The organism is Pseudoalteromonas thalassia (genome assembly GCF_049257215.1).
Classification (GTDB): Bacteria; Pseudomonadota; Gammaproteobacteria; order Enterobacterales; family Alteromonadaceae; genus Pseudoalteromonas; species Pseudoalteromonas lipolytica_C.
This window is the reverse complement of the sequence record NZ_JBMMUE010000013.1, coordinates 89,762-115,843: the sequence shown is the minus strand read 5'-3', so window position 1 is coordinate 115,843 and position 26,082 is coordinate 89,762. Positions and strand designations below refer to the sequence as shown.

Genomic DNA, 26,082 nt, shown 5'->3' with positions numbered 1-26,082 from the left:
ATGTGTTCAATTTTGTAGGAGTTATTCAGTGAAATTACAAGAAATAATGGACAAGTTTGCCATCGGGTTATCAGCTATGTGTGCTATTCACTGTTTAGCTGTGCCTGTGTTATTGGTTTTATTACCAAGTGCTGCAGCACTGGGTTTAGGTAACGAGCAATTTCATTTTTGGATGTTAGTTGCGGTACTGCCAAGCAGCTTATTAGCACTATTTTTAGGGTGTAAAAAACATAAACGTTATCGATTATTGATGCTAGGTGGTGCAGGGCTGGTGTTGTTGTCTGCAGCGGTGCTGCTTGGTGAAAATGTTATTGGTGAGGTTGGCGAAAAAGTACTTACTTTATTGGGTTCGCTCTTTGTCGTCACCGGCCATTGGTTTAACTTTCGCTTGTGTGGGAAAAAACGAGGGGCTGAGTGCCTAAGCTCGTAAAGGTATAAACTTGTTGGCCAACCATTGAATTGGCCAACAAGCTAATTCAGCAAAACTAAATTACTTGTAGAATACTTCTACAGTTCCTTTTACTTTTAATAGTAAAGGTTGGCCGCGGCGATCTAGCGCTTTTGGAGAAGCGATTTTGATCCAGCCTTCGCTGATATTGTATTCTTCAACGTCAAAACGCTCTTTGCCGTTAAGTTTTACACCAATTTCATGCTCGAAAACTTCTTCCACATAAAATTTACTACGTGGGTTGATAGAAAGTTGGTTTGGTAATTCTGGTTTTTGTGTATCAGTCATAGTTGCGATCTGCATTGAATAAATTGTGCGCCATTGTAGGCAATACCTGGCATTGGCTCAAGTATCTAAATGGCAAATTTATTGTTTACTCGCAGGCTTGTTCTGAATGTTCAACACACATGGCTACGGCTTCACTCTTTTTATCGAAGTCGTGTGTTAAGCAGTAGTCAAAACGCATGGTTAACTCAATCACCTGTTCATCGGTGCGCTCAGGCCAATGCCAGTCTCTCACTATTTGTCTTGCAGCTTTTCTTACTTCTTTACTAAAACGCTTAGGTGCTGAGTTTTCGATATTAAGGTTTTTTACGTTGCCTTCTGGTGTTACCTGAAAGTTGACAATTGCACAGCCACTGCCTTGTCGATTTAGCAGTCCCGTTGGGTACTGTACATGAGTCATTGGTGGGAGTCTTTGCCAACTAGGCGTATTCGTAGTGGTATCGAGAACTTGCGCTTGAATATCTACAAATGGAAATTTACGAGATAAGTCTGGGTTTGCAAGGGTACTTGCTGATAAACAGATAAGTGAGAATGAAAAAATAATTTTATACATAGTTTTCCCTAACTTGATTGTTTTTTATTCATTTTTGATACTAGAGGTGAACTTGCATTATGTAAACAAAAAAAGATAGGTAAAAATTTCGGAATAAAATGATTTGTTATACTATATCAATATGTTTGTTTATGTTATCATATAACAAAACATATTGATCAATTTCTACAATTAAGCCTTATGAAATACTCAACACTTAGTTTAGCCTTAGCTGCGGCGTTTGCAGCGAATACATATGCAGCTGATAACAGCGATATAGAAACGATCACCATCGAACATAAACAAGCGTTCCGTGGTGATATTCCAGCAAAAGATTTACCACAGTCGATCACCACATTAAGTAAAGACATGCTCACCGATAATGGAATCACTAAGTTTCGTGACGCACTGGATTTTTCTGCCAGTATCAGCCGTAAAAATAATGGCGGGGCGCTGTGGGATAGCTACTCAATACGTGGTTTGTCGGGTAACGAAAATATGCCGTCTGGATATTTAGTTAATGGCTTTAGTGGTGGTCGCGGTTTTGCAGGCCCGCGTGATGTATCAAATATTGAATACATCGAAGTATTAAAAGGGCCGGGCTCAGCTCTTTATGGTCGCTCGGAGCCGGGTGGCACAGTAAACATTATTACTAAAAAGCCACAGTTTTATCAGCAAGGACAACTTCAAGCCGAGTTAGGTAGCGATGATCACAAGCGTATTCAAGGTGATTACACTAATGGTCTAAGCGATGATTTAGCATTTAGAATCAATGGTGCATGGCAAGATAGCGACAGTTTTAGAGACTATGTTCACCATGACAAATTCGTCATTACTCCTTCGCTTTATTATCAAATTAACGATAACTCATCACTAACCTATGAGTTTGAATACGTTGACCAACAGCAAATGTATGACCGCGGTATTGTGGTGCTAAATGGTGATTTTGATACCGTGCCTGAATCGCGCTTTTTAGGTAATCCAAATGATGCGCCAACTAAGGTGCACTCACGCGGTCATCAATTAAATTACAGCAACGATCTAAACCAAGATTGGAGTTTGTTATTAGGTGCCAGTTACCGTTCTGCAACATTAACGGGTTTTTCGTCAGATGCTGAGCTTTCACCATCGCGACAGTCATTATTTGATGATGGCAGAACCTTAACTCGCCAACACAGATACCGTGATTATGAGTCTGATGATTTATCACTGCGTTTTGAATTGAGCGGTCACTTTGATATTGCTGGTATCACCAATCATGTACTGTTTGGTGTTGATGGTTACGATTATGAACTGCGTACTGGGCTTTATCGCTACCGTGGCGGTTATGGCACTTACACCATTGATATCTACGAGCCTGAGTACAGTACCACAGAAGGCCCTGAAGTAGGCATGCAGTACGAAAATAACGAACAGCAAAATGCGTACGGTATTTATCTGCAAGACCAACTAGATTTAACCGATAACCTAAAAATGATGCTAGGTCTGCGCTTTGATAAAATTGAGCAAGACATCTTTGAGACTAAGTCTGCTGTTGCATCAAACAGCAAAGAAAGTCGCATTAGTCCACGTTTTGGGGTGGTTTACGCACTTAATGACGACATTAACTTTTACTCAAGCTATTCAGAAGGCTTTTTACCACTAAGTGGCACCGATGCCGAAGGTAAGCCATTTGGTTTTGAAGAAAGTGACTCGTTTGAAGTGGGTGTTAAATTTAGCTATGCCAACATTAGCGGTACGCTTGCTTATTTTGATGCAAGTAAGAGCAACATGCTGGTGGCAGACCCAGTAAATGTCGGTTATTCAGCACCTGTTGGTAAAGCAAATAGCACAGGTTTTGAGTTAGATTTAACAGGGTCATTGGGTGATAACACTGAGTACACCCTATCCTATGCTTATGTTGATGCCGAAACTGCCACAGACAGCCTAAATGTCGATTGGTTAGTGCCAATACCTAAAGGCAGCCCGCTTGTGAACGTACCGAAGAATAATCTTTCGATTGGCTTAAACCATGACCTAAGTGTATTTGCACAAGACATAAAGATTGGCGGTCATTATCAATATGTGTCTGACCGCTTAGGCGACCCAGCTGATTTAACCTTCCGATTACCTAGCTATCAAACCGTTGGTTTATTTGCTAAATGGCGAGCGACTGAACGTACAAAGGTGTCACTGAATGTTGATAACGTGTTTGATGAGCAGTATATCGCCAGTTCATACAATGCATTGTGGGCTTACCCTGGTGCGCCAACACAATTCAAATTAGGTATAAGCTATGACTTCTGAGCAAGCTAAAAGCCGTATTCACAGTATCGACATCATGCGTGGTGTCGTTATTCTGCTGATGCTACTTGATCACGTGCGAGAGCGATTTTTCTTGCACATGCAGGTGGCCGATCCCATGGTGGTTGATACCACTTCGGCGGGGCTTTTTTGGAGCCGCTTTGCTGCGCACTTTTGTGCGCCAACCTTTATCTTTTTAACCGGTTTGTCGGCGTGGCTTTATAGTCACCCAGCAAGTGGTGTGGCGCGCTCGGCTCGAAGCTTTTTAATCAAGCGAGGGCTATTTTTAATCGCCCTTGAAGTGACCCTGATTTGCTTTTCATGGATGGGTTACTACCACACAATATGGCTGCAAGTGATGTGGGCGATTGGTCTATGTATGCTGGTGTTAGCATTACTGATTAAGCTGCCACGCAATCTATTGTTAGTACTTGGTTTGGTTATTGTATTTGGCCATAATTTACTGACCCCAATCAGCTTTACGCCCGATGAGTTTGGCTACTCGCTGTGGACGATTTTGCATGACCGAGGCTATTTATCACAAGGTGGTTTAATTGACGTAAAAATTAGCTACCCAGTGCTGCCTTGGATTGGCGTAATTTTATTGGGTTACTGTGCAGGCCCTTTATATGCACACACTCAAGCGGCGGATTCGCGTAAACGAGCATTGCTGCTGTTAGCGCTGTTATGTGTGGGGTTATTTACGCTGCTGCGTGGTTTTAATATTTATGGTGAAACCTTGCCGTGGCAAACGTTGAGCACAACAACCGAAACCATGATGTCAGTGTTTAACGTGACTAAGTACCCACCGTCACTGAGCTTTTTGCTGATCACGTTAGCAGGCATGTTTGTTGGCTTATGGTTATTTGAAAGACCACTTAACCGCTTTACTAATGCGCTGCGAGTGTATGGCTCTGTGCCTATGTTCTTTTATATTTTCCACCTTTATGTACTGCTATTTATGTATCAAATAGGCATGCTGATCTGGGGGGCAAATCAAGGGCAATACTTAGGAGTCAGTGATATATCTAGTATTTGGTTTATTACTTTATTGCTGGCAATAGGACTTTATTGGCCAACCAAGAAGTTTAGTGAATACAAGCGTAAGGCTAATAAGCCTTGGTTAAAGTATTTATAATTAACAAATAATAGGTTGCTAGCTCCCGTTTATACGGGGGCTGGCGGTTTATTAAGTTGCTATTTGGGTGAGTTTTTGCGATATTAATTATATTATAATATTAACAGGAAGCTAATAAGATGACTCTGCCTAGTTCTCAATCTGCAAATGCTATTCGCATACTTGCTGTCGATGCCGTTCAACAAGCTAACTCTGGCCACCCTGGTGCGCCTATGGGTATGGCTGATATTGCAGCGGTATTGTGGCAAAACTTTCACCGCCATAACCCATTAAACCCAGACTGGTCTAACCGTGACCGCTTTGTGTTATCAAATGGCCACGGTTCAATGCTGCAATATGCATTGTTACACCTAAGCGGTTACGACGTAAGCATCGAAGATATTAAGCAATTCCGTCAGCTTCACTCTAAAACACCGGGTCACCCAGAATATGGTTACACACCGGGTGTTGAAACAACTACGGGCCCATTAGGTTCTGGTATTGCTAACGCAGTTGGTATGGCAATCGCTGAAAAAACCTTAGCAGCGCAATTCAATAAGCCAAAGTTTGATATTGTTGATCACTTCACTTACTGCTTTATGGGTGACGGCTGTTTAATGGAAGGTATCTCGCACGAAGCATGTTCGCTGGCAGGTACATTAGGCCTAGGCAAGCTAATCGCATTTTGGGATGACAATGGCATCTCTATCGATGGTGAAGTAGAAGGTTGGTTCACCGACGATACGCCTGCACGTTTTGAAGCTTACGGTTGGCAAGTTATTCGTGATGTTGATGGTCACGATATGAATGCAATTGCGGGTGCAATCGAAGCGGCACAAAGCAACACTACGCAACCAACACTAATTTGTTGTAAAACAGTGATTGGTTTTGGCTCGCCAAATAAATCAGGAAGCCACGACTGTCACGGCGCACCACTTGGTCACGATGAAATCGTTGCAGTACGTGAGCAGCTAAACTGGCCGCACCCTGCATTTGAAGTTCCACAAGAGGTTTATAACGAGTGGAATAATCAAGCGAGAGGCCAAGAGCTTGAAGGTGCATGGCAGCAAAAATTTGCAGCTTATAGCAAAGCACACCCTGAACTTGCAAAAGAATATACACGCCGTGTTCTTGAAAAAGTATTACCAGCTAACTTCGCTGAATTAGCTGATGAGTACATTGCTAAATGCCAAGCCGACATGCAAAACATTGCGACACGTAAAGCATCACAAAATGCGATCACCTTCTTTGCTAACCAGCTTCCTGAGCTAATGGGTGGCTCTGCCGACCTTGCCGGTTCTAACTTAACCTTATGGCCAGAAGCAAAAGGTTTACAAGATGCTGCTGATGGTAACTACGTATTCTATGGTGTACGTGAGTTTGGTATGAGCGCAATCATGAATGGTATTGCATTACATGGTGGCTTCATTCCATTTGGCGCAACTTTCTTAATGTTTATGGAATACGCACGTAATGCAGTACGTATGGCAGCATTAATGAAAGCGCAGAGCATTTTTGTGTATACCCATGACTCAATCGGTCAAGGTGAAGATGGTCCAACTCACCAACCAATCGAGCAAATCGCTAATCTTCGCATGACACCAAATATGACTGCATGGCGTCCGTGTGATGAAACTGAAACTGCGGTAGCTTGGCGCCAAGCGTTATTAAAAGAAACCGGTCCAAGTTCACTGATCTTCAGCCGTCAGGGTACAAAAGCAATGGCACGTGATGCACAGCAAGTTGCTGACATTGCAAAAGGGGGTTATGTACTTGTTGATAGCGAACAAGCCGCAGAGCTTATCCTTATTGCAACGGGTTCTGAGGTAGAGCTAGCTGTGAATGCTGCTGCTGAATTAACAGCACAAGGCAAGCAAGTTCGCGTGGTATCTATGCCATCAACGAATCAGTTTGACAGCCAAGACAAAGCATACCGTCAAAGCGTGTTACCAGCTGGTACACCAAAGATTGCTGTTGAAGCTGCACACCGTGACTTCTGGTTCAAGTATGTTGGCCAAGACGGTGATGTATTAGGTATGGATACATTTGGTGAGTCAGCGCCTGGCGCAGTATTGCTTGAGCACTTTGGTTTCACCGTGGCAAATCTAGTTGCAAAAGCAAACGCATTACTTGCTGAATAATGTGACTGGCGAAAAAATTATCGTAATCGCAACACGATAAGCCTGCTTTTACTAAAAGGCAGGCAATAAAAAAGCCCGCAAACCTTGGTTTGCGGGCTTTTTGCTGCTTAAACAATCGGTTTAAACTAGTTCGCTTAAGATTGACTCTAGTTTCTCTTGGTCAATTGCGAACTGACGAATACCTTGGCTTAGCTTTTCAGTTGCCATAGCATCTTCATTCATTTCCCAGCGGAAAGCTTGCTCAGTCATGGCTGCTGGCGCTTCTGCTTTTTCAGTTGCTGGTAATAGTTTTTGAGTTAAAGGTGCGTCAGTTGCAGCTAGTTCAGCAAGTAACTTAGGGCTGATAGTTAAACGGTCACAACCTGCTAATTCTTGGATTTCACCGATGTTACGGAAGCTTGCGCCCATTACAATCGTGTCGTAGCCGTGCTTTTTGAAGTAGTTATAGATATGCGTGACTGACTTAACGCCCGGATCGTTAGCACCGTCGAAATCAGCGCTTGCATCTTGTGCTTTGTACCAGTCAAGAATACGACCAACGAATGGTGAAATTAGATAAGCACCCACCTCGGCACAAGCACGTGCTTGAGCAAATGCAAATACCAGCGTTAGGTTACAACGGATACCTTGTGCTTCAAGCACTTTAGCCGCTTGAATACCTTCCCATGTTGAAGCAATTTTGATTAGCACGCGCGATGTGTCGATGCCTTGCTCTTTATATAAAGCAACAAGCTCAAGTGCTTTATCAATGGTTGCTTGAGTATCAAATGATAAACGCGCATCCACTTCTGTTGAAACTAAACCCGGCACTTGCTCCATTAATTTAGAGCCAATTAATACCGCTAGCTTATCAGCTGCTTTTGTTACAACTTCAGTTGCGTCACTGCTTTGTGCTTTTGCCCATGATACGGCTTCGGCAGCAAGTGGGCGATATTTCTCAATTTGAATCGCGTTTAAGATTAGTGATGGGTTCGTTGTTGCATCTTGCGGTTTATATTCGTTGATTGCTTCAAAATCACCCGTGTCAGCAACAACGGTTGTCACTGCTTTAAGTTGTTCTAATTGACTAGACATAGCTATCCCATTCTTATCATACAAAAGTTAATGTAGTGGCTTTAACCTATTATTTGTGCTGAAAAAACAATCTAATCATCCAGAAAAACTGCGCAATAAATCGCCCGTCAGCAGCAAATAATCCTGTTAATAATATTTTTATAATACCTTTACAATCTGGTATTGTTGATATTATCATACAAATAAAGATAATGACTAACAATGTTAGTAAGCAATTAGTGAAAGGTAATTATGTCTCGTTATACGTTGGGATTAGACTACGGGTCGGACTCGGTAAGAGCATTACTCGTTGATGTTGCGACTGGTGAAGAACTTGCCAGCCATTTAGTAAACTACCCGCGCTGGGCTCAAGGTTTATATTGTGACCCAAGTAAAGATCAGTTTCGTCAGCATCCACAAGACTATATTGATAGCCTTGTAGAAGTAGTTAATGGTCTTTGGTCACAAGTTCCAGCGGGTACTGCAGACAAAGTAGTGGGTATGAGCTTTGATACGACTGGCTCAACACCTGTGGCAATTAATAGCCAAGGTACACCACTGGCATTAACTGAAGAATTTGCAGAAAACCCAAATGCGATGTTCATTTTGTGGAAAGACCATACGTCTATTAAAGAAGCAAATGAAATCACTGCAGCTGCCACTAACAACGATGTGAACTACCTTTCACATATGGGCGGTATCTACTCGTCTGAGTGGTACTGGGCCAAAGCATTACATATTTTCCGCGTTGATAGCAGTGTTAAAGCAGCCACATATTCATGGGTTGAGCACTGCGATTGGATGACCGCGCTAATGTGCGGCACAACACACCCTGAAGCATTAAAGCTAGGTCGTTGTGCAACGGGCCACAAACAAATGTGGAACGAGCAGTGGGGCGGTTTCCCACCAAATAGTTTCTTCAGCAATATCGATCCACTATTAGATGGTGTTGTTGATACGTTAAATGCAACTACAGAGCCAAGCGACCAAGTTGCTGGCAACTTAACTGCTGAGTGGGCCGAGAAGCTAGGTTTACCACAAGGTATTGTTGTTGGTTACGGTGCATTTGACTGTCACATGGGGGCAGTCGCTGCCAATGTTCGCCCTGGCGTTTTAACTAAAGTAATGGGTACTTCAACCTGTGACATCACAGTAACGTCAAAAGAGCAACTAGGTGATACTTGCGTTAAAGGTATTTGTGGTCAAGTTGATGGCTCAGTGATCCCTGGGTTAATTGGCTTAGAAGCCGGTCAATCAGCATTCGGTGACTTATACGCATGGTTCAAGAACCTAGTACTTTGGCCAACTCGCCAACTTACAAATCTATCTGACGCTGAGCAAGCGTTAGTTAACAAGCTAGAAGACTCAATCTTAGTTGAGCTATCAAAAGCGGCGGCAGCACTGCCTGTAACAAGCAACGATGTAACGGCGCTTGATTGGGTAAATGGTCGTCGTACGCCAGATGCTGACCAAAGCGTTGCCATGGCATTAACAGGCTTAAAAATGGGCACTGATGCACCTAAGTTCTTCAAAGCGCTTGTTGAAGCAACAGCCTTTGGCGCACGTGCTATCACTGAGCGTTTCCGTAGCGAAGGCGTACCAATCGAGTCAGTGGTTGTTATCGGCGGTATCTCTAAAAAATCAGACTACGTAATGCAAACTTGTGCTGATGTTTGGAATTGCCCAATCGACGTTTTAGAAAGTGAGCAAAGCTGTGCATTGGGTGCGGCAATTATGGCTGCGGTTGCTGCGGGTGAGCACGCAACAGTGGCAGATGCTCAAAAAGTGATGGCGTCGTCTGTATGTCATCAGTATTTACCAAACCCTGATCGCGTTGCTGTGTATGACGAGCTTTATGCCAACTACCAAGCACTTGCAAGCTATGTAAACGGAGACAAAGCATGAGTTTTACAGAACTAAAACGTGAAGTTTATGAAGCGAACATGGAGCTGCAACGTCGTGGCTTAGTAATTTATACCTTTGGTAACGTATCGCAAATCGACCGCGACAAAGGCGTGATTGCGATTAAACCAAGTGGTGTTTCGTACGACCAAATGAAAGCTGACGACATGGTGATCGTTGACCTTGAAAACAACATTGTTGAAGGTTCTATGCGTCCGTCTTCTGACACTAAAACGCATGTTCATTTATATCGCCACTTCGATGCAATTGGCGGTGTAACACACACGCATTCGACCTATGCAACTGCATGGGCGCAAGCAAAACAAAGCATTCCTTGCCTTGGCACAACTCACGCTGACTATGTACACGGTGATATCACCTGTACTCGTGAGTTAACCGATGAGCAAGTGAATGGCGATTATGAATTAGAAACCGGTATTCAAATTACTGATGCGTATCAAGACCGCGATCCGAAAGCTGCACCTATGGTGATTGTTGCGGGTCATGCGCCTTTCACGTGGGGTAAAGATGCCGCTCAGTCTGTATACCATGCCGCGCTACTCGAAGAGATTGCACGCATGGCGTATTTAACACGCACTTTAGATCCACACGCAGCTGAACTTAAAAAAGCAGTGATGGATAAACATTATCTACGTAAGCACGGTAAAAACGCGTATTACGGTCAGAGCAAATAGCAAGAATTTAGAGGATTATTAACATGACGACGATGACGAAAGAAGTCTGGTTTGTTACCGGCTCACAACATCTTTATGGTCCTAAGGTGTTAGAAACGGTTGCCAAAGACAGCGAAGCAATTGTAGCGGGCTTAAACAACGAAGCGAACCTACCAGTAAACTTGGTATGTAAGCCTACCGTTAAGTCACCTGAAGAAATTCACGCTGTTTGCCAAGCGGCAAATACGGATCCTAACTGTGTTGGTTTAGTTTTATGGATGCACACTTTCTCACCTGCGAAAATGTGGATTGCTGGCCTAAGCGAATTACGTAAGCCTTGGTTACACCTTCATACTCAGTTCAATGCAGCCCTTCCTTGGTCTGACATCAACATGAACTACATGAATACGCACCAAAGTGCACACGGTGACCGTGAGTTCGGTTTCATCGGTACTGTAATGCGTAAAGAGCGTAAAGTTGTTGCGGGTCACTGGCAACGTGCTGACGTGCAACAGCAGTTAGATGACTGGTGTCGTGCGGCAAAAGGTTGGGCAGAAAGCCAAACACTAAAAGTTGCGCGCTTTGGCGACAACATGCGTCAAGTTGCTGTGACAGAAGGTAACAAAGTTTCAGCGCAAATTACCTTTGGTTATGAAGTACACGCGTTTGGTGTCGCTGAGCTTGTAAAAGTTGTTGATACTATCACTGAAGAAGAAGTCGATGCACAGTTAGAGCTATATAAGCAAGACTACGTAATTGCTGACGAAACTCTACAAGACGATTACGCAGTGAAAATGCTACGCAACGAAGCACGTTTAGAGCTTGGTATGGAGCGTTTCTTAGAGAAAGGCGGCTTTAAAGCATTCACTAATTGCTTTGAAGACTTATCAGGTCTTTCTGGTCTTCCGGGTCTTGCTACGCAGCGCCTAATGTCGAAAGGCTATGGTTACGGTGGCGAGGGTGACTGGAAAACAGCTGCGATGGTTCGCATCATGAAAGTAATGGGTGAAGGCCGTGACGGCGGTTGTTCATTCATGGAAGATTACACTTACAACATGGGTGAGACTGACCAAGTACTTGGCGCGCACATGTTAGAAGTGTGTCCTTCAATTGCAGCGCAAAAACCACGTCTTGAAGTTCACCAGCACACTATTGGCGTGAAATGTGATGTAGGTCGTTTATTGTTTACTGCAAAACCGGGCGCTGCAATCAACGTATCACCAATTGATATGGGCAACCGTTTCCGCATCTTAATCAACGAAGTAGATACAGTGGCTCCGCCAGCTGATTTACCTCACTTACCTGTTGCTTCAGCGCTTTGGGAACCAAAACCAAATCTATCTGTAGCATCAGCTGCATGGATCCACGCCGGTGGTGCACACCACACTGCATACAGCCAAGCAGTAACAACAGATATGATTGTTGATTTTGCTGAAATGGCTGGCGTTGAAACGATGATCATCGATAACGATACGACGATCCGTGGTTTCAAAACAGAGCTTCGTCATAACGCAGCTTATTACATGCTAAAACGTGGCCTGTAAAACGAATATTTAAAGTACTTGGGCATGTGTTTAGCATGCCCTGTCAAATTTTGTTGTCGATTAAGCCAGTGATGAGCCTTGCTCCTCGCTGGCTTATGCTATTGTGAAGCGAAACTTTTTAGGAGTAGATATGATCGATTTAAGCGCCTACCAAGGCATTATTTTTGATATGGATGGCACCTTAATTGACTCAATGGGCAGTCATTTACAGGCATGGCAAAAAACCTGTGAAGCCTATGGCTATCCATTTGATTACGACTACATGTATAGCTTGGGTGGCATACCGACCGTTAAAACCATTGAAATGCTTAACGAAAAATTTGGCTTAGAGCACGATCCTCTGGTTGTGGCAAAAGATAAACATCAGTTTTGGGTTGATTTACAACACCATCCACAGGTGATTGACGAAACCGTTGCTGTACTTGAGAAATACCATGGTGTATTACCTATGGGCGTGGGCACAGGCGCTGACCGCGAACATGCAATTGATCATCTAACAGATACTAATTTAATTAATAAAATTGGTGCCTTAGTGACTGCAAGTGATGTAAGTAAAGGCAAGCCAAACCCTGAAACATTCTTAAAAGTAGCAGAGCTTTTAGGTGTTGAACCAAGTAAATGCGTAGTGTTCGAAGACACGCAAATTGGTTACCAAGCCGCCAAAAGTGCGGGGATGGATTGCATCATGGTGAAAGACGGCAAAATCCAACTTTAGCGATTAAATTTGCAATGACACCCTTATTTGTATTATAAAACTATAAATACAATTACAAAAAGGTTATTCATATGTCATTGCAATGTGTTTTCCAAGGTTTAAAAACAACTCATCAAACAGCCGGTTCGAACACGAAAAAGTCGCGCGGGCTTTATGCATTGTTGGTGACATGTGGGATTGCCCTTACACCAGCGTGTGCTCATCAAGGAGACAATATGACGACTTCCCCTTCAGCATCAATGACAGCCTATGGCGTACTTGCTGACCAAACACCCGTTAATCAAGTAACACTGACGAACAGCAATGGTATTAGCGTTGATGTGATCAACTACGGTGGCATTATCACGCGTATTGAAACACCTGATGCAAAAGGCGAAATGGGTAATATTGTACTGGGTTTAGATAACCTAGAGGCATACACAAAAGCGACAACTTACTATGGTGCAATCATCGGTCGTTTCGGTAACCGTATCGCAAACGGTAAATTCACCCTAAATGGCACTGAATACCAATTAGCGACTAACGATGGTGACAACCATTTACATGGTGGTGTGCAAGGTTTCGATAAGAAAGTATGGAACATGACACCGTTCACGACGCAAAACAGCGCAGGTGTAACCTTAAGCTTAGTGAGCCCTGATGGTGACCAAGGTTACCCGGGTGAAGTAACCACAGAAGTAACTTACACGCTAACGAATAACAATACGCTAGATATGCAGTTTATTGCTACAACAAGCAAGCCTACCATCATCAATATGACGCAACACAGCTACTTCAACCTAGCGGGTAAAGGCGACATTCTTGATCACCAAATGCAAATTAACGCAAAAGCAATCACCCCTGTGGATGGCGGCTTGATCCCAACTGGTGAGTTGATGGATGTGGCAGGCACACCGTTTGACTTCCGTACAGCTAAAGCAATCGGTCAAGACATCAAAGCAAGTAATGAGCAACTGAAACTTGGTAAAGGTTATGACCATAACTTTGTGCTTAAAGACACGCCAAGCAAAGAGCTTGTAGAAGCTGCGACGGTTTACGAAGCAAACTCTGGTCGTACGTTAACAGTTTACACAGAAGAGCCTGCGGTACAGTTTTATTCAGGTAACTTCTTAGACGGTAGTACTCAGCAAGCGTCTGGCTTAGTGCATAATTTCAGAAGTGGTTTTTGCTTAGAGCCACAGCATTTTCCTGATGCACCAAATCAGCCAACGTTCCCAAGCACAACATTACTGCCAGGTGACGTGTATTCAACACGCATCGTGTACGAATTTGGTACAAAATAAAGGAACACAATCGTGAAAACAACAAAGCTTAAAAGCACAATGCATAAGGCCGGTTTAGCCAGCCTATTTGCCTTGTCTTTTGGCGCTCTGACGGGCTGTCAGACTACGGCTGAAGACAACACAGCCAAAGCAGATGTCGCAGCCACAGCAAAAGCGCCAATTCAAGATAATGGTATTTTTACCAACCCACTTTTTCCTAATGGTGCCGATCCATGGCTTGAGTACTGGGATGGTAACTACTACCTAACCACAACAACATGGACATCTGAGTTAGTGATGCGTAAATCACCAACACTAGCTGGCCTTGCTGATGCAACACCTATCAATGTTTGGTCTGATTCAAACCCTGAGCGTTGTTGTAACTTCTGGGCGTTTGAGTTCCACCGCCTAAAAGGGCCAAACGGCTACCGTTGGTACATGATGTACACAGCTGGTACTGATGGCACTTTAGATAACCAACACTTAAATGTATTAGAAAGTGCTGGTGACGATCCTATGGGTCCATACGAATACAAGGGCGCATTAATGCCTAACGTATGGAACATCGACGGTAACTACCTAACATACAAAGACAAGCTGTATGTGATCTACTCACAATGGCAAGGCGATCAGCAATTAAACATTATTGCTGAAATGGAAAACCCGTGGACATTGAAAGAGAACTCACCGCATACGGTGATCACGCGTCCTGAGCTAGATTGGGAAATCAGTGGCCGTAAAGTAACTGAAGGCGCTGAAATTTTACAGCACAATGGCCGTACGTTTATGACGTACTCAGCGAGCTTCTGTAATACTCCTGATTACAAACTAGGTATGCTTGAGCTTGTTGGTGACGATCCGCTTAAAGCGAGCAGCTGGAAAAAATACGACAAGCCAGTATTTGAGCGTACAGAAGAAGTGTTTGGCCCAGGTCACAACGGCTTTTTCACCTCGCCAGACGGTACAGAAGACTGGTTAGTTTATCATGGTAATGATTCGGTAGAGCACGGTTGTAGCGCGACTCGTTCATTACGTGCGCAAAAATTTACTTGGAATGACGATGGTACACCAAGCTTTGGTAAACCATTAACACCAGGCGTTGAAGTCGCACCGCCATCAGGTGAATACGGCCCACTAGTAACGCGAGTGCAAGGTCAGCGCTATCAATTAGTGAATGCAACAAGTGGCTTATGTTTAGACATTGCAGCTGATCCACAAGATGCACGTGCAGTTCAACGTCAGTGTGCAAGCACCAATGGTCAATGGGTTATTGATGCAACAACAGATGGTTTTGTTCGTTTAGCTAACCGTGAAGACAGTAAGTTCTTAGAGCTTGAAAGCTGTAATGACGCTGATAACGCTAAGGTACAATCTGCAGCATGGCGCAATAACTTCTGCCAGCAATGGAAAGTAGCACCAAGCACAGATGGTAATGTCTCTATTACTAACCGTTACACAGGCAAGCCATTAGCGGTTGCTGGTTGTTCTGCCGCACAAAACCAAGCGGTTTTACAGCAAAGCGACGCAACAGCGTGTGGCGACTGGCAATTACGCCCTATGGGCAGTGTTGTCGTATTAAGCCAACAAAGTGGTAAAGCACTTAGCGTGGCAGATACAGTTAAAGCGGGTACCAATGTTGAGCAACAAGCTTTTACGCATAAAGATGCACAGCAATGGTTCTTCACACCAACAGATACAGGCTATGTAAGCCTTAAACAAAGCGCTGACAGCGAGTTCTGTGCTGCGGTAGCTGATAACGCCTTAGTACCAGGTGCCAACGTAGAAATGGCTTCGTGTGCAGCGAAAACAGCACAGTGGCGTATTGCTCCGGTAGAAGGTGGTGGTGTTATGCTTATCAACCGCTACACAAAACAAGCACTTGGTTTAAGTGACTGTGGTTTAGCTGAAAACACTAACTTCGCACAACAACCTGATTTAGGTAACAAGTGCCAAGTGTTCCATCTGCGTGAACCAAATTAAGTTATAAGTAAAAAATCGACTCAACCAAAGCCACTTCATTTATGAGTGGCTTTTTTGTGGCTGAAGACTGTAAGTTAGCGAGAGTAAAGCTCCAAGCTGAGCGGTGGAGTTGTTATGTGTGGCGTACCTCTCAGCACTTGCTCTGTTCATTTTTGGGTAGGTTGGGTAGAGCGAAGCGAAACCCAACATAATCCCTACACCTTCATAACCCCTAATTAATTAAATAACCTAAAGGCTGCCATTGGCCACTATTTTTACTCAGGCTCAGAGTTTCTAGGGCATGCTCCTTATTGGTGAAGCTTGTTTGAAATTGAACCACTAAATATTCGCCATTAGGCATTCCGGGTAGTGATGAATATTCTTGTACATCAAAATAAGTACGAGACATTACGCGACCAAGGGGAATACGAAGTTGCTCTAATGCCAAGCGCCATTTTGGCTCTGGTGTGGCTGTCTGAAATATGTGATCTGTTTGCTGCCAACTCTGCACGTATTGGCCGCTATCAACAAGCTTAAGCCATGCTCTTGCTGTTTCAATTGAAGTTGAATCTTTTGCTTGAGCAAAAAAGCTCATCCATAAACATGTAATCAATAAACATGCTTTAAACGTAAATCCATTTACTGAAACTAATAAAATGTTACGCATAGAATGACCTTACTTAATTCATGGGATGCAGCCATCTTACGTTTGGGTTGGTTAAATTCTATACTGAAAAAGTGCTATGAGAGGGTTTTTGAAGTGATGTATTAATGCTTATTTCTTATTTTGTGTTTTTGCTCGTTTTAACTGAGAGTGAAGTGTTTAGGTTTATTTTAAATTATATGCTTTTGTTTTTTAAATATAAAAACTATGTTTCTTCACTGCTTATTTTTTAAAGTAGGCGCTTAAAATATTGTGTTTTTAATGGTTAAGGAAGTTTCGTATTTGCTTGATCGATAATTCAGAGCCCGCATTTTCACTGTGTTTTGCCCCTTTTTAGGGAGGTAAGAGGGAGTTAGCGATGGGAGAGTTACAAGAGTAAAGTTGGCTTTGGCAGAAATATACTACCCAAATGTTGGGCCTTAGCTATTTGCCGTCACTTGAAAACCCTGATAATGCAAACTACCTTCAACGATGAACCAGCAAGGGTAAACTTTATATGGATAGTTCGCTTAATTCGTTACGAAAAAAAGCTGAAAAAGACCTGAGTAAAGCAACGCTTGATAGCAATGTTGTTTTGGTTGAAGACAGCAATCTTGATTTTACTATTATCAACAAAGTGTTATCACCTCAATATAATGTTAGCCGCTTCTCAACAGCTGAAGCATTGTTAGAGCAATTAGGTGATCTAAAAGTATCACTTTTCTTATTTGATTATCGGTTGCCCGGTATGGACGGTATCGACCTATGTCAAACCATTCGTAGTGTTCCTGCGTTTGAGCATACGCCCGTAATCATGTTGACGGGCGAAAATTATACAAACTTTGAATATAAGTTTTGGGACGCAGGATGTAATGATTTTATTGCTAAACCCTACAGTGCCGTAACTCTTCAAAAACGTGTAGAAAAAGAGCTGAAATACAGTGCCTTGCTTGAGCAACATAAAGAAGCATCAATGATTGACTCGCTCACGAAAGTTTTTAATCGACGCTATTTAGAAGTGGTGATGAATCAACTGAGTGCAAGGCACGAGTCACCCGAAGTCTCTGTGTTATTACTGGATATTGATTATTTTAAAAAATATAACGACCGTTATGGCCATTTGGCAGGTGATGCAGCGCTTGTATCAGTTACTAACACTGTGAAAAGAGCATTAGCACGCGACACTGATTTTATTTCACGTTGGGGTGGTGAGGAGTTTGCTGTTGTTCTTCCACACACTAACTATGAAGGCTGTCAGTTGGTGGCAAAACGAATAATAGACCTATTGCACGAAGAGCATTTACCTCATGAAGATTCACCCTGTGGCTACTTAACTATTTCAATTGGCGGGGTGACTGCTTCTGAATCTCCAAGAGATTGGAAGACACTTTTCTTAAAGGCCGACGAAAACCTGTACGAAGCTAAAAAGAGCGGTCGTAATCAATACTGTTTAAAGCCAGAGGTCTGAACTTTATACCAACACACTCATCAATACACCGGGATCGCTTATACCTGCTTCTTTTAGCGCGTCGCTAATTGACTGGCTAAGAGACATTATTTGCGTATGGATTTCTATAACCATTTTGGTCTGTGTTTCAACTTGCACTTTAACCGCTTCATCTTCTTGGTTTTTAAGTGCTTGCAGTTTGGCTAATTGCTCTTTGGCAAGTTCAAGCTGTTCTTTGAGTTTTTCTAGTTGTTCAACCATTTTGCGGATATGCGCAGGGAGTTCGCTAGATACTTTTTCTTTTTGCGTGGGCTCTACTTCACGACCAGAGAGTTTATTCATCTCTTGGCTGCTGAGTTTGTAGCCGACTTTGGAGTTGGTATTACTGCTTGCTTTATCTGCATTTGAGATAGTTAACGCACTAGATAATGAGTTAATAGCCATAATGATTGAGTTAAAAGGTAAAGATAGCTATGTATCGGCAAGGGGTACGTGAGCTTTAGAAAATTTATTATCTAGATTACAACCCTGAAACCTGAAATGTCATGCAGTTTTCTGTAAAAGCTTGCTAGATCACTGATGTGTCGGTTTAAAATTTAAAACCGCACATCAGTAAGGTGGATATTTAATTGGCTACATTATTTGCCCATTTCTCGCCTTCTGGGGTACGACGCCATTTAAAGTAACTATCAAGCACATTGAGCGAGTTTTTGTCGGGTACCGGTCCGATTTTTAGCTGTTCTTGAAAGTACATGGTAGTGGGTTTTTCATTATCAAAAGCTGGCCAGTTAGGTAATGTATCATTGTTAGGGTGGCCGTTTTTTGCAAAGTTAGTCCAATATGTTGCCATTGTTTCTGACATTTTTAAGTCATCTTGCGTGATATTTGGATCAGACTTATTCAAGTTCTTAAACATGTAAGCAATTTCATGACCGTGTGCGGAACCATGGTCTTCATCTTTTGCACCCTGCTTTCGTTTAGGGTGATGATCAAAGTAGTACAGGTACACTGGCGCATTACCGTATTGTGTTTGTAACTTTGCCCAGCTCCAGGTATGCCAGCCAAAAGCTACATCACGAACGAGGTTACGAGCACTACGAGGTATACTATTTTTGGCAACAGGGTAGGCGTCTAATAATCTTTCAGCAAAAGGGCCGTAGCGCTTTTTGACTCCAGCGACAAACTTATTCACATCAGGATCCCATACAAAACTCAATCCTTCATCAGAGTTATAACCTATAAGTGCAGGCACATCATTGAATTGCCCTTGTTGATAAAGTTTATATTGATCGTCTTTAATGACATAACCATCAACAATTGGCCATCCGCCAGGTAATGACCAGCCCTTAGGAATAAATTTAGAGGCATCCACTTTTCGAAGCTCTGCAATTGATGATGCGCCAAATTGTTTAACATAGTCGACTCCTTCAGCTTGTGCTTGCTTTAGTGTTGACATGTTTTCTCCAGGGTAATTGATGGTGCGAGTTGGGCCAAATGATCCACCGCTTTGAGAAATCACCTTATTAATTAAACCTTCTGCTAAAGGAGATGCTGCAAGCATACTGACCGAAATTCCACCAGCTGATTCGCCAGCAATAGTCAGATTATTTGCATCTCCGCCAAAGGCGCTAATATTTTTTTTCAGCCACTTTAAAGCCGCTATTTGATCAAGTAGACCATAGTTACCAGACACTCCCGCTTTACTTTCTTTATTTAACTCAGGGTGTGCTAAAAAACCTAATTGGCCTACTCGATACGCAATTGAAACGACAATAACACCTTTATTCGCTAGTTGAGTGCCATCAAAAATAGGATCTGATGAACTGCCAAAACTAAATCCTCCACCATAAATCCATACAAACACAGGGAGTTGCTCGTCTGCTGATTTCGCGGGTGTCCAAATATTCAAATACAAGCTATCTTCGCTGATCCCCGAAACTGGGTTTCCTGCCTGTATGGGGGCGGGTGCATACTTTTTGGCTTCGCGGACTCCTTGCCAGCTTGCAGGTGGTTGTGGCGCTTTCCAGCGTAACTCACCTACGGGAGGTCTAGCAAAGGGCACGCCTTTAAAAACTGTTAAATTAGCTTCAATAGTGCCTTCCAGCGTACCTTGTTCAACATTGACTTGTTTCAGCGATGATGCATGAGTGTTATGAGTTATTAATGTGAAAAATACTAACATTATCAATTTTTTGATTCGTGCTGATGTGTTCATGATATTCCTTTCTAAAACTGTTTAGCCTTGATATCCCAGTGCGGAAACGAGGTATTTTGTGGACTCAAAAAAAGCGCAGCATTGGTGTCATTATTCTTTAGTTGCCAATCGAGCCACTTGATAGCCAGAGTTGAAAATGAGCCCCCATAAGGTTGCTCAAATGTACCTGAGTGACCGGCTGTCCGATGATTTGCAAAGACAATGGGTACGTGGTTAATACGTTGATAGTCAAGTTTTGCATTGTCAGTTGCAATATCAGTTGGCCCACCTACAAGGTAAACTATTGGCGCATGCAGGTTTTTTAGTGATTGTTCATTTGCATCGGCCATAGTCATATCGCCAATACCCGAATTAAACATTAAATAACTACTTATTCTTTTATCGGCAGCTGTGGCGAGGAGTTGTGCGCCACCACACGACTGACCAGCAATAGCTATTTTATTTAAATCGAGTATTTGAAAAAATTCACTAAGAGGGTTAACTGTTTGAGCCGTTGCCCAATCAATAGCTCTAGAGATCATCGCATTGCTAGCCTTATTGAGTTGTCTATCATCTAGGCTGTATTGCATCTTCCCCAGTGCGATGACTAAATACCCATGCGACGCAATATTGCTGAGCATATTCTGAAATGGATATGAGGTATCCATACATCCACCATTGGCAAACACAACAACGGGTAATTTTGATGAGTTTTTGACGGTAGTTAAAAGGTCTTTGGGGCGGTAAATTACATAGTTTTCAAGTGATGAATCGCTGGTTGCAACAGCATTAAAAGAGCCGTTTCCACCACTATCAAGTACTTTTGAATCGATTATTTTTGCCGAGCATAGGTAGGGGATTATGCACAGTGTCGCAATGAGAATACGCAACATATTTAAACACTCCTTATTTATATTATAAATATTACAATACAGTGTGATTTGGTTTTTTGAAAGTAATCTAGATATAAAAAAGCCAGACTGAGTCTGGCTTTTTATGACAACAAACTATTAGGTAAGGCAGCTTACCTTTAATAGTTTACTCTTGTGCAGAAGCTGCATCGTAGAGTGCTTTTATTTCTTCAGCGCTAATCGCACCGTTGAAAATTTTCAGTTCATCGATAGCACCGTGGTATGGTGTATCCCAGTAGTTAACACCTAGAGCAAACTCATTTGTTTCACCAGGAACCGTGAATACACGTGGGAAGCCATCGGTTTCTAGCTGAAGCTCACCGTTAACATACATCTTCAGTACATCACCGTTTGTACCATCAACCGTGAAAGCAACATGTGTCCACTTTTTAGCAGGAATACGGCTATCGAGTTCTGCATTATCGAAGAAGGCACCGTTATTTGCCCACAAACGAGTCTGACCGTTATCCATCTCTGGCACCAAGCTCAACCAAGTATCTGCATTTGCACCCGCGAAGAATGCGGTGGTGTAATTTGTGAAGCTTTCTGGCTTTAGCCACATAGATACTGAGTAATCGCTGGTGGTGATGAGGTTGTCAGGTAAACGAACACCTGAGCCTTCAAGGAATACAGCTTGGCCAATAATACCGTCAACAAAAATTACGTTGCCACCAGTGTTATTGATAAAATCACCGGTCGGTTTACCTGCTGCATATGCACCATTTAATGCACTAAGGTCGCCTTCAAAGCTGAATTCAGCCGGTGCAAGTGATTTTAAAGTTACATCGAATGACTTAGTATCAGTAAAGTTTTTATACTTAATGGTTGCAGTTAGTGTTACTACTTGGTCGCCAGCAGAGGCGCTTGGTTGTGTCACAACAGCTGTGCCGTTAACTGGTTTTAAGTACTCTTCGTTGTTTGACGTCCAGCTAATACCTGATACAAATGGACCTACTCGTGGTAACTCAAAGCTTTCACGCACGGCAGATAGATCACCTAAATCAAGCGCATCAGTTATGAAATCTTCGAATTTAGTCGGATCTGTCAGGTTATTGATTGCTGCACCATTAATGTCTAGGCTGTTTAGCGCGTAGTCATAGACGATGAATTCATCAATTTGACCTTGGAAAGGTAAATTCCAGCCGTAGTTCACACCAAGAGCAAAGTTGCCTGTTTGTGCGCTGAAGAAATCAGGACGTGGCATCGACCCTGCACGCACACCATCACGATAAAGCGTCGCTGTGCCATTAGCATAAGTAATTGCAATATGATTCCAATCCATCACTGCTGGTGAGTCAGAAATGATTTGATTCCACATTTCTGCACCATCATCAGCTAGGTAATAGCTCCACAGCAGTGGTGTAGTTGTAAAGTGCGTATTACCCGGAATTAAACTCATCCAGCGCGTATCTGATGCGGCAGCAAAAAATGTAGGAGAAAAATCTGTTAGCACTGTTGGCTTAAACCAGTATGAAATGGTGTACTCATTACCTGTTACTAATTCATCAGGTAAACGTACACCCGTTGCACCATCAAAGTTAAACGCTTTACCAGTTTGGCCCTCTGCATATGCTGCTGTACCTTTACCCACATTTAATAGGTTGTTGTCTGTTACACCTGCATCATCAAGATTACCTAAGCCATCACTTAGCGAATCTTCGAATGCATAGTGCGCAATCGCATTTTTAAATTCTGGGCGCGCTTTTAGGTTTACATTGAATGTTTTAGTAGTGCTCTGGCCGTTTAAAGAGATATTAGCAGTTAAAGTAACCGCTTTATCACCGCGATCTGGTGTTGGAATAAACACTGAACCTTCACTGGTGATGTAGTATTCATCACTACTTTCCCAGTTAATTGTGGCGCCATCTTTACCTTTAGTTGGTAGTGAATAGCCTTCGTCAGCAATTGATAATTCAGTTTTAATATCTAGTACTTCTTGAACAGTGCTCAGCACGTTTGCAGTAGCCGTAATTTCGTCACGCTTAGTTGCCCAAATGGTTGCACCTTCGCTTGATGTTGCTGATACAGTGACAGCCATCGCTTTAGTTGCATCATCCCATTGCCATTTTGCGACCCCGTAATAAGTGCCTGAATTAAGCTCAAGCTTGATACTTGAGTCATCAATCATGTACCAGATACCAGGATCATCACCCGTTACTGAGTGATCTTCGTTTAGTGCGATATGCATTGAACGAATAGCATCTGTATTAACATCGTTACCGTGGTTGATAAATTTGTAATAACCGTAAAGTTCATCTGCCACAACCATGTTGTCGCCTTCAAGCGGTACATAGCGCTGCGGTGAAGCCATTGGCCAACCTAATGAGTTAATAAACATTTCATGTACGCGAACTTGGTGCGCTGCAGTATTTTCAGGGAACTCAGTAGACGTTTGTGGAAAACGCGTATGCGTAATTAAGATATGACGACCAGTCGCTTCATCATAGTAAGCAGAGTTGTGACCTGGTGATTGGTAGCCCCATGCTGGTGCTGTTTCGCCAAGTTCTTGCGTGTACTCAAAGCCGCCCATTAGTTTTTCACCAACTTCTAAGCCGCCTACTGTTGCAATGTCGTTACCTGCGTTATCTAGGTAAGGGCCGTCCGGTGTTTTTGAGCGAGCAACGCGGATGTTGTAGCCACCATTAAGATCAAACCCAGCAACTGAGAAGAATAAGTAGTAGTATTCACTTTCTGGGCTGTACATTACAAATGCACCTTCCATTGCACGGAAGTCGCCGCCTACTAGCTTTTTACCATAGCCTTGACCTGCTTCTGGCATACCCGTTTCTTCGTCCATTGCTAGCACGAAAATACCGCCAGAGTAAGAGCCGTAAACCATCCAAAGTTTGCCGTCAGCATCATAGAAGGCTGCAGGATCAATGGCGTTAGGATCAACGGCACCATTCCATGTTGTTTGGCCGTTATCAAGTGGGTAAGCTGAAAATTCTTCTGCTGAGCGATAACCACTGCGTAAGAAAATACCTTTGTTTTTATATGGGCCTTCAATATTGTCAGCCTCAGCTAAACCAAGGTAAGAGCGGTTCCAGCACACTTCATCAACAACATCCGGCGTATCTGGGTTATCTTGTGCGCAGTGGTTGTAGTAGAACCAGAACTTGCCATTTGGCGCCTGAATAACATCAGCAGCCCAGTTTCCTGTGAAACCGTCTGTCCATTCAATGCCTTCGGCAATTTCACCTGTGTAGTTGTAATCAAATAATGGGCTTTCATTAACGGCTTCGTTAGCTGAAAGGCTCGAAATCATTTCCCAGTTCAAGAGATCAGTCGATTTAGCGGCAGCAAGGTGTGAACCAAAAATATAATATGTGTCGTCAACTTTAACGACAGAAGGATCGTGCACGCTTACATTGGTAACCATTACGCTACCAGATTCAGTGTATTCAACACTGCTGCTTACAGTCGGTTTTGCACTTTGCGGCTGTGCAACCGCTGGTACAGAGTCCAGTTTAGTACCTTCTTCTTTGCCACAACCTGTCACAGCCAAAGAGCAGGCTATGACCATGGCTAATTTATTTAATTTCATTTTATGTGTCCTCTTGAAACTGGGATTCATTTTTTATTCGATTGTTGTCAATAAAATTGCCGCGCGCCTATATCAAACTAATAAGAACGTAGTATTGTAATTTTATAGTACTATTTGAAATGTGCAATTGTTTTTGCAAAAGTAACCTTTGTGTAAATTGCTTGGTCTTTTTGTTTACATAGCGTGTGGCGTTATTGTGATTTTTTTGCAAGTTGCAATTTTGCTGCTTTTTGCTTATTTGGGGTTGGGCATTAAATTTGTATATATAGAATATTTGAGCAATTAAAAAGGGCTCTAACAGAGCCCTTTTTAATATTATTTGTCTTGTTTACTAAGACCTTCAGTGGTCATAATAATACGCTTAAGTGTGCCATCTTCGTTGTAATAAAGAGGCTCTATCGCAACTGAGCGGCGAAAACGCCCGCCACTTGGTTTGCCATCAATTGGTGGTACGGCACCCGTATGGTAAATAAAGTAGTCTTTACCTTTGTATTCTATAATTGATTGGTGGTTGGTTTCACTGTTACCGGCTATCTCATTCAAGATACCTTTATATTCCCACGGTCCATGAATGCTTTTACTCATGGCATAACAGATCTTCTCAGGGAACTCACATGCGTACGATACATAGTAATTGTCGTTTTTCTTATGAACCCATAGCGCTTCGGTAAAGTTTGGTAAATCAAGCGTTTTAATTTCACCATCAAGAGACAATAAGTCGTCGCTTAGCTTTACGTATTTTGGCATTAGGTTACCAAAGAACATATAAGTATCGCCGTTTTCTTCTGTATAAATAGCCGGGTCGATATCGTCCCAATCATTTGGCGTGTGCTTGGTCATATCGTCAGTAACAAGCGCATGGCCAATGGCGTCTTTAAATGGGCCTGTCGGTGACTTAGACGTTGCAACACCAATTGCAAAACCTGGTTTTGTATCGTTGTGGCGAACTGTGGTAAAGAAATAGAAAGTGCCATCACGCTCAATCATGTGCGAAGCCCACGCTTCGCCTTTTGCCCACTTAAAGTCTGTGGCTTTCATGATTGGGCCGTGTTTTTTCCAGTTCACCATGTCGGTAGATGAAAAGGCAAGCCAGTCATGCATTTCAAAAAATACATCATTATTAGGGGCTTCATCATGACCTGTATAAAGGTATACGGTGTCATTGTGAACAAGTGCAGCAGGGTCTGCAGTAAAAACATCGGTGAATAATGGGTTTTGTGCAACGGCTAAGCTGCTCGAAAAAAGCAGTGGTAGCGCTAACGCTTTCAATTTACTCATGAGTGTCCTCTGTGGCTAATTGTTGTTTTAAATTCAGCTCTTTACTCATTCGCAGATAATACACAGTGTAAGGCGGATTATACTGAGTAACTGATTGTTTACATGAAACAATTCATTGGAAATGAAGCAAAAAACCTTAATTGTATTATT

At 42.7% G+C, this 26,082-nt stretch carries 20 protein-coding genes; 11 read left to right on the top strand and 9 right to left on the bottom strand.

What is annotated here, in order from left to right:
- Positions 1 to 28: 28 nt before the first annotated feature.
- A complete protein-coding gene (locus AAEU31_RS15390; protein ID WP_063530310.1) occupies positions 29 to 430 on the top strand; it encodes a MerC domain-containing protein in 402 nt (133 codons plus the stop codon).
- Positions 431 to 490: 60 nt separating this feature from the next.
- Here AAEU31_RS15390 and AAEU31_RS15385 read toward each other — a convergent pair whose 3' ends face one another.
- Entirely contained in the window at positions 491 to 736 is a 246-nt protein-coding gene (locus AAEU31_RS15385; RefSeq protein WP_171040424.1) for a DUF3297 family protein, read from the bottom strand.
- Between the two features lie 85 nt (positions 737 to 821).
- Entirely contained in the window at positions 822 to 1,286 is a 465-nt protein-coding gene (locus tag AAEU31_RS15380; RefSeq protein WP_421967663.1) for an energy transducer TonB family protein, read from the bottom strand.
- Positions 1,287 to 1,466: 180 nt separating this feature from the next.
- On the opposite strand from AAEU31_RS15380, the gene AAEU31_RS15375 reads away from it, so the two are divergent.
- The 3 genes from AAEU31_RS15375 (at position 1,467) to tkt (ending at position 6,806) form a co-directional block, all read left to right on the top strand.
- Positions 1,467 to 3,551 (top strand): TonB-dependent siderophore receptor, encoded by a 2,085-nt coding sequence (locus AAEU31_RS15375; RefSeq protein ID WP_421967662.1) that lies wholly within the window; start codon positions 1,467 to 1,469, stop codon positions 3,549 to 3,551.
- On the top strand, positions 3,541 to 4,686 hold the full coding sequence (locus AAEU31_RS15370; RefSeq protein ID WP_421967661.1) for an acetyltransferase domain-containing protein: 1,146 nt from the start codon (positions 3,541 to 3,543) through the stop codon (positions 4,684 to 4,686). Before AAEU31_RS15375 ends, AAEU31_RS15370 begins: the two co-directional genes overlap by 11 nt.
- 119 nt (positions 4,687 to 4,805) lie before the next feature.
- The gene (gene tkt, locus AAEU31_RS15365; RefSeq protein ID WP_421967660.1) at positions 4,806 to 6,806 is read left to right on the top strand and encodes a transketolase; all 2,001 of its coding nucleotides are present in this window, start codon (positions 4,806 to 4,808) and stop codon (positions 6,804 to 6,806) included.
- A gap of 120 nt (positions 6,807 to 6,926) precedes the next feature.
- On the opposite strand, the gene tal is transcribed toward tkt, so the two are convergent.
- Positions 6,927 to 7,880: a transaldolase gene (gene tal, locus AAEU31_RS15360; protein ID WP_421967659.1), complete on the bottom strand. Its 954-nt coding sequence runs from the start codon at positions 7,878 to 7,880 to the stop codon at positions 6,927 to 6,929.
- Between the two features lie 231 nt (positions 7,881 to 8,111).
- Here tal and AAEU31_RS15355 point away from each other — a divergent pair, with 231 nt between their 5' ends.
- From AAEU31_RS15355 to AAEU31_RS15330, 6 genes are all read left to right on the top strand, one after another.
- Positions 8,112 to 9,764, top strand: a complete 1,653-nt coding sequence (locus AAEU31_RS15355) for a ribulokinase (RefSeq protein WP_421967658.1) — start codon at positions 8,112 to 8,114, stop codon at positions 9,762 to 9,764.
- On the top strand, positions 9,761 to 10,456 hold the full coding sequence (locus tag AAEU31_RS15350) for an L-ribulose-5-phosphate 4-epimerase (protein ID WP_054552270.1): 696 nt from the start codon (positions 9,761 to 9,763) through the stop codon (positions 10,454 to 10,456). The genes AAEU31_RS15355 and AAEU31_RS15350 overlap by 4 nt, the downstream gene beginning before the upstream one ends.
- 23 nt (positions 10,457 to 10,479) lie before the next feature.
- Entirely contained in the window at positions 10,480 to 11,979 is a 1,500-nt protein-coding gene (gene araA, locus AAEU31_RS15345; protein ID WP_421967657.1) for an L-arabinose isomerase, read from the top strand.
- Between the two features lie 130 nt (positions 11,980 to 12,109).
- Positions 12,110 to 12,694 carry an HAD family hydrolase gene (locus AAEU31_RS15340; RefSeq protein WP_199527174.1) on the top strand — a complete coding sequence of 195 codons (585 nt, stop codon included), beginning with the start codon at positions 12,110 to 12,112 and terminating at the stop codon, positions 12,692 to 12,694.
- A gap of 71 nt (positions 12,695 to 12,765) precedes the next feature.
- Entirely contained in the window at positions 12,766 to 13,977 is a 1,212-nt protein-coding gene (locus AAEU31_RS15335; protein ID WP_421967656.1) for an aldose epimerase family protein, read from the top strand.
- Positions 13,978 to 13,989: 12 nt separating this feature from the next.
- Positions 13,990 to 15,936, top strand: a complete 1,947-nt coding sequence (locus AAEU31_RS15330) for a family 43 glycosylhydrolase (RefSeq protein ID WP_421967655.1) — start codon at positions 13,990 to 13,992, stop codon at positions 15,934 to 15,936.
- Positions 15,937 to 16,147: 211 nt separating this feature from the next.
- On the opposite strand, the gene AAEU31_RS15325 is transcribed toward AAEU31_RS15330, so the two are convergent.
- Complete coding sequence (locus AAEU31_RS15325) at positions 16,148 to 16,582, bottom strand: DUF4019 domain-containing protein (RefSeq protein WP_135923044.1); 435 nt, start codon at positions 16,580 to 16,582, stop codon at positions 16,148 to 16,150.
- Between the two features lie 493 nt (positions 16,583 to 17,075).
- On the opposite strand from AAEU31_RS15325, the gene AAEU31_RS15320 reads away from it, so the two are divergent.
- Positions 17,076 to 18,026: a GGDEF domain-containing response regulator gene (locus AAEU31_RS15320; RefSeq protein WP_421967654.1), complete on the top strand. Its 951-nt coding sequence runs from the start codon at positions 17,076 to 17,078 to the stop codon at positions 18,024 to 18,026.
- A 3-nt stretch (positions 18,027 to 18,029) separates the two neighbouring features.
- Here AAEU31_RS15320 and AAEU31_RS15315 read toward each other — a convergent pair whose 3' ends face one another.
- The 5 genes from AAEU31_RS15315 to AAEU31_RS15295 form a co-directional block, all read right to left on the bottom strand.
- Entirely contained in the window at positions 18,030 to 18,449 is a 420-nt protein-coding gene (locus AAEU31_RS15315; protein ID WP_421967653.1) for a hypothetical protein, read from the bottom strand.
- A gap of 181 nt (positions 18,450 to 18,630) precedes the next feature.
- Positions 18,631 to 20,220, bottom strand: coding sequence for a carboxylesterase/lipase family protein (locus tag AAEU31_RS15310; RefSeq protein WP_421967652.1), 1,590 nt, complete (start codon positions 20,218 to 20,220; stop codon positions 18,631 to 18,633).
- Between the two features lie 11 nt (positions 20,221 to 20,231).
- Positions 20,232 to 21,092, bottom strand: coding sequence for an alpha/beta fold hydrolase (locus tag AAEU31_RS15305; protein WP_421967651.1), 861 nt, complete (start codon positions 21,090 to 21,092; stop codon positions 20,232 to 20,234).
- A 145-nt stretch (positions 21,093 to 21,237) separates the two neighbouring features.
- A complete protein-coding gene (locus tag AAEU31_RS15300; RefSeq protein WP_421967650.1) occupies positions 21,238 to 24,654 on the bottom strand; it encodes a LamG-like jellyroll fold domain-containing protein in 3,417 nt (1,138 codons plus the stop codon).
- A 315-nt stretch (positions 24,655 to 24,969) separates the two neighbouring features.
- Positions 24,970 to 25,932, bottom strand: coding sequence for a glycoside hydrolase family 43 protein (locus AAEU31_RS15295; RefSeq protein WP_421967649.1), 963 nt, complete (start codon positions 25,930 to 25,932; stop codon positions 24,970 to 24,972).
- Positions 25,933 to 26,082 lie beyond the last annotated feature (150 nt).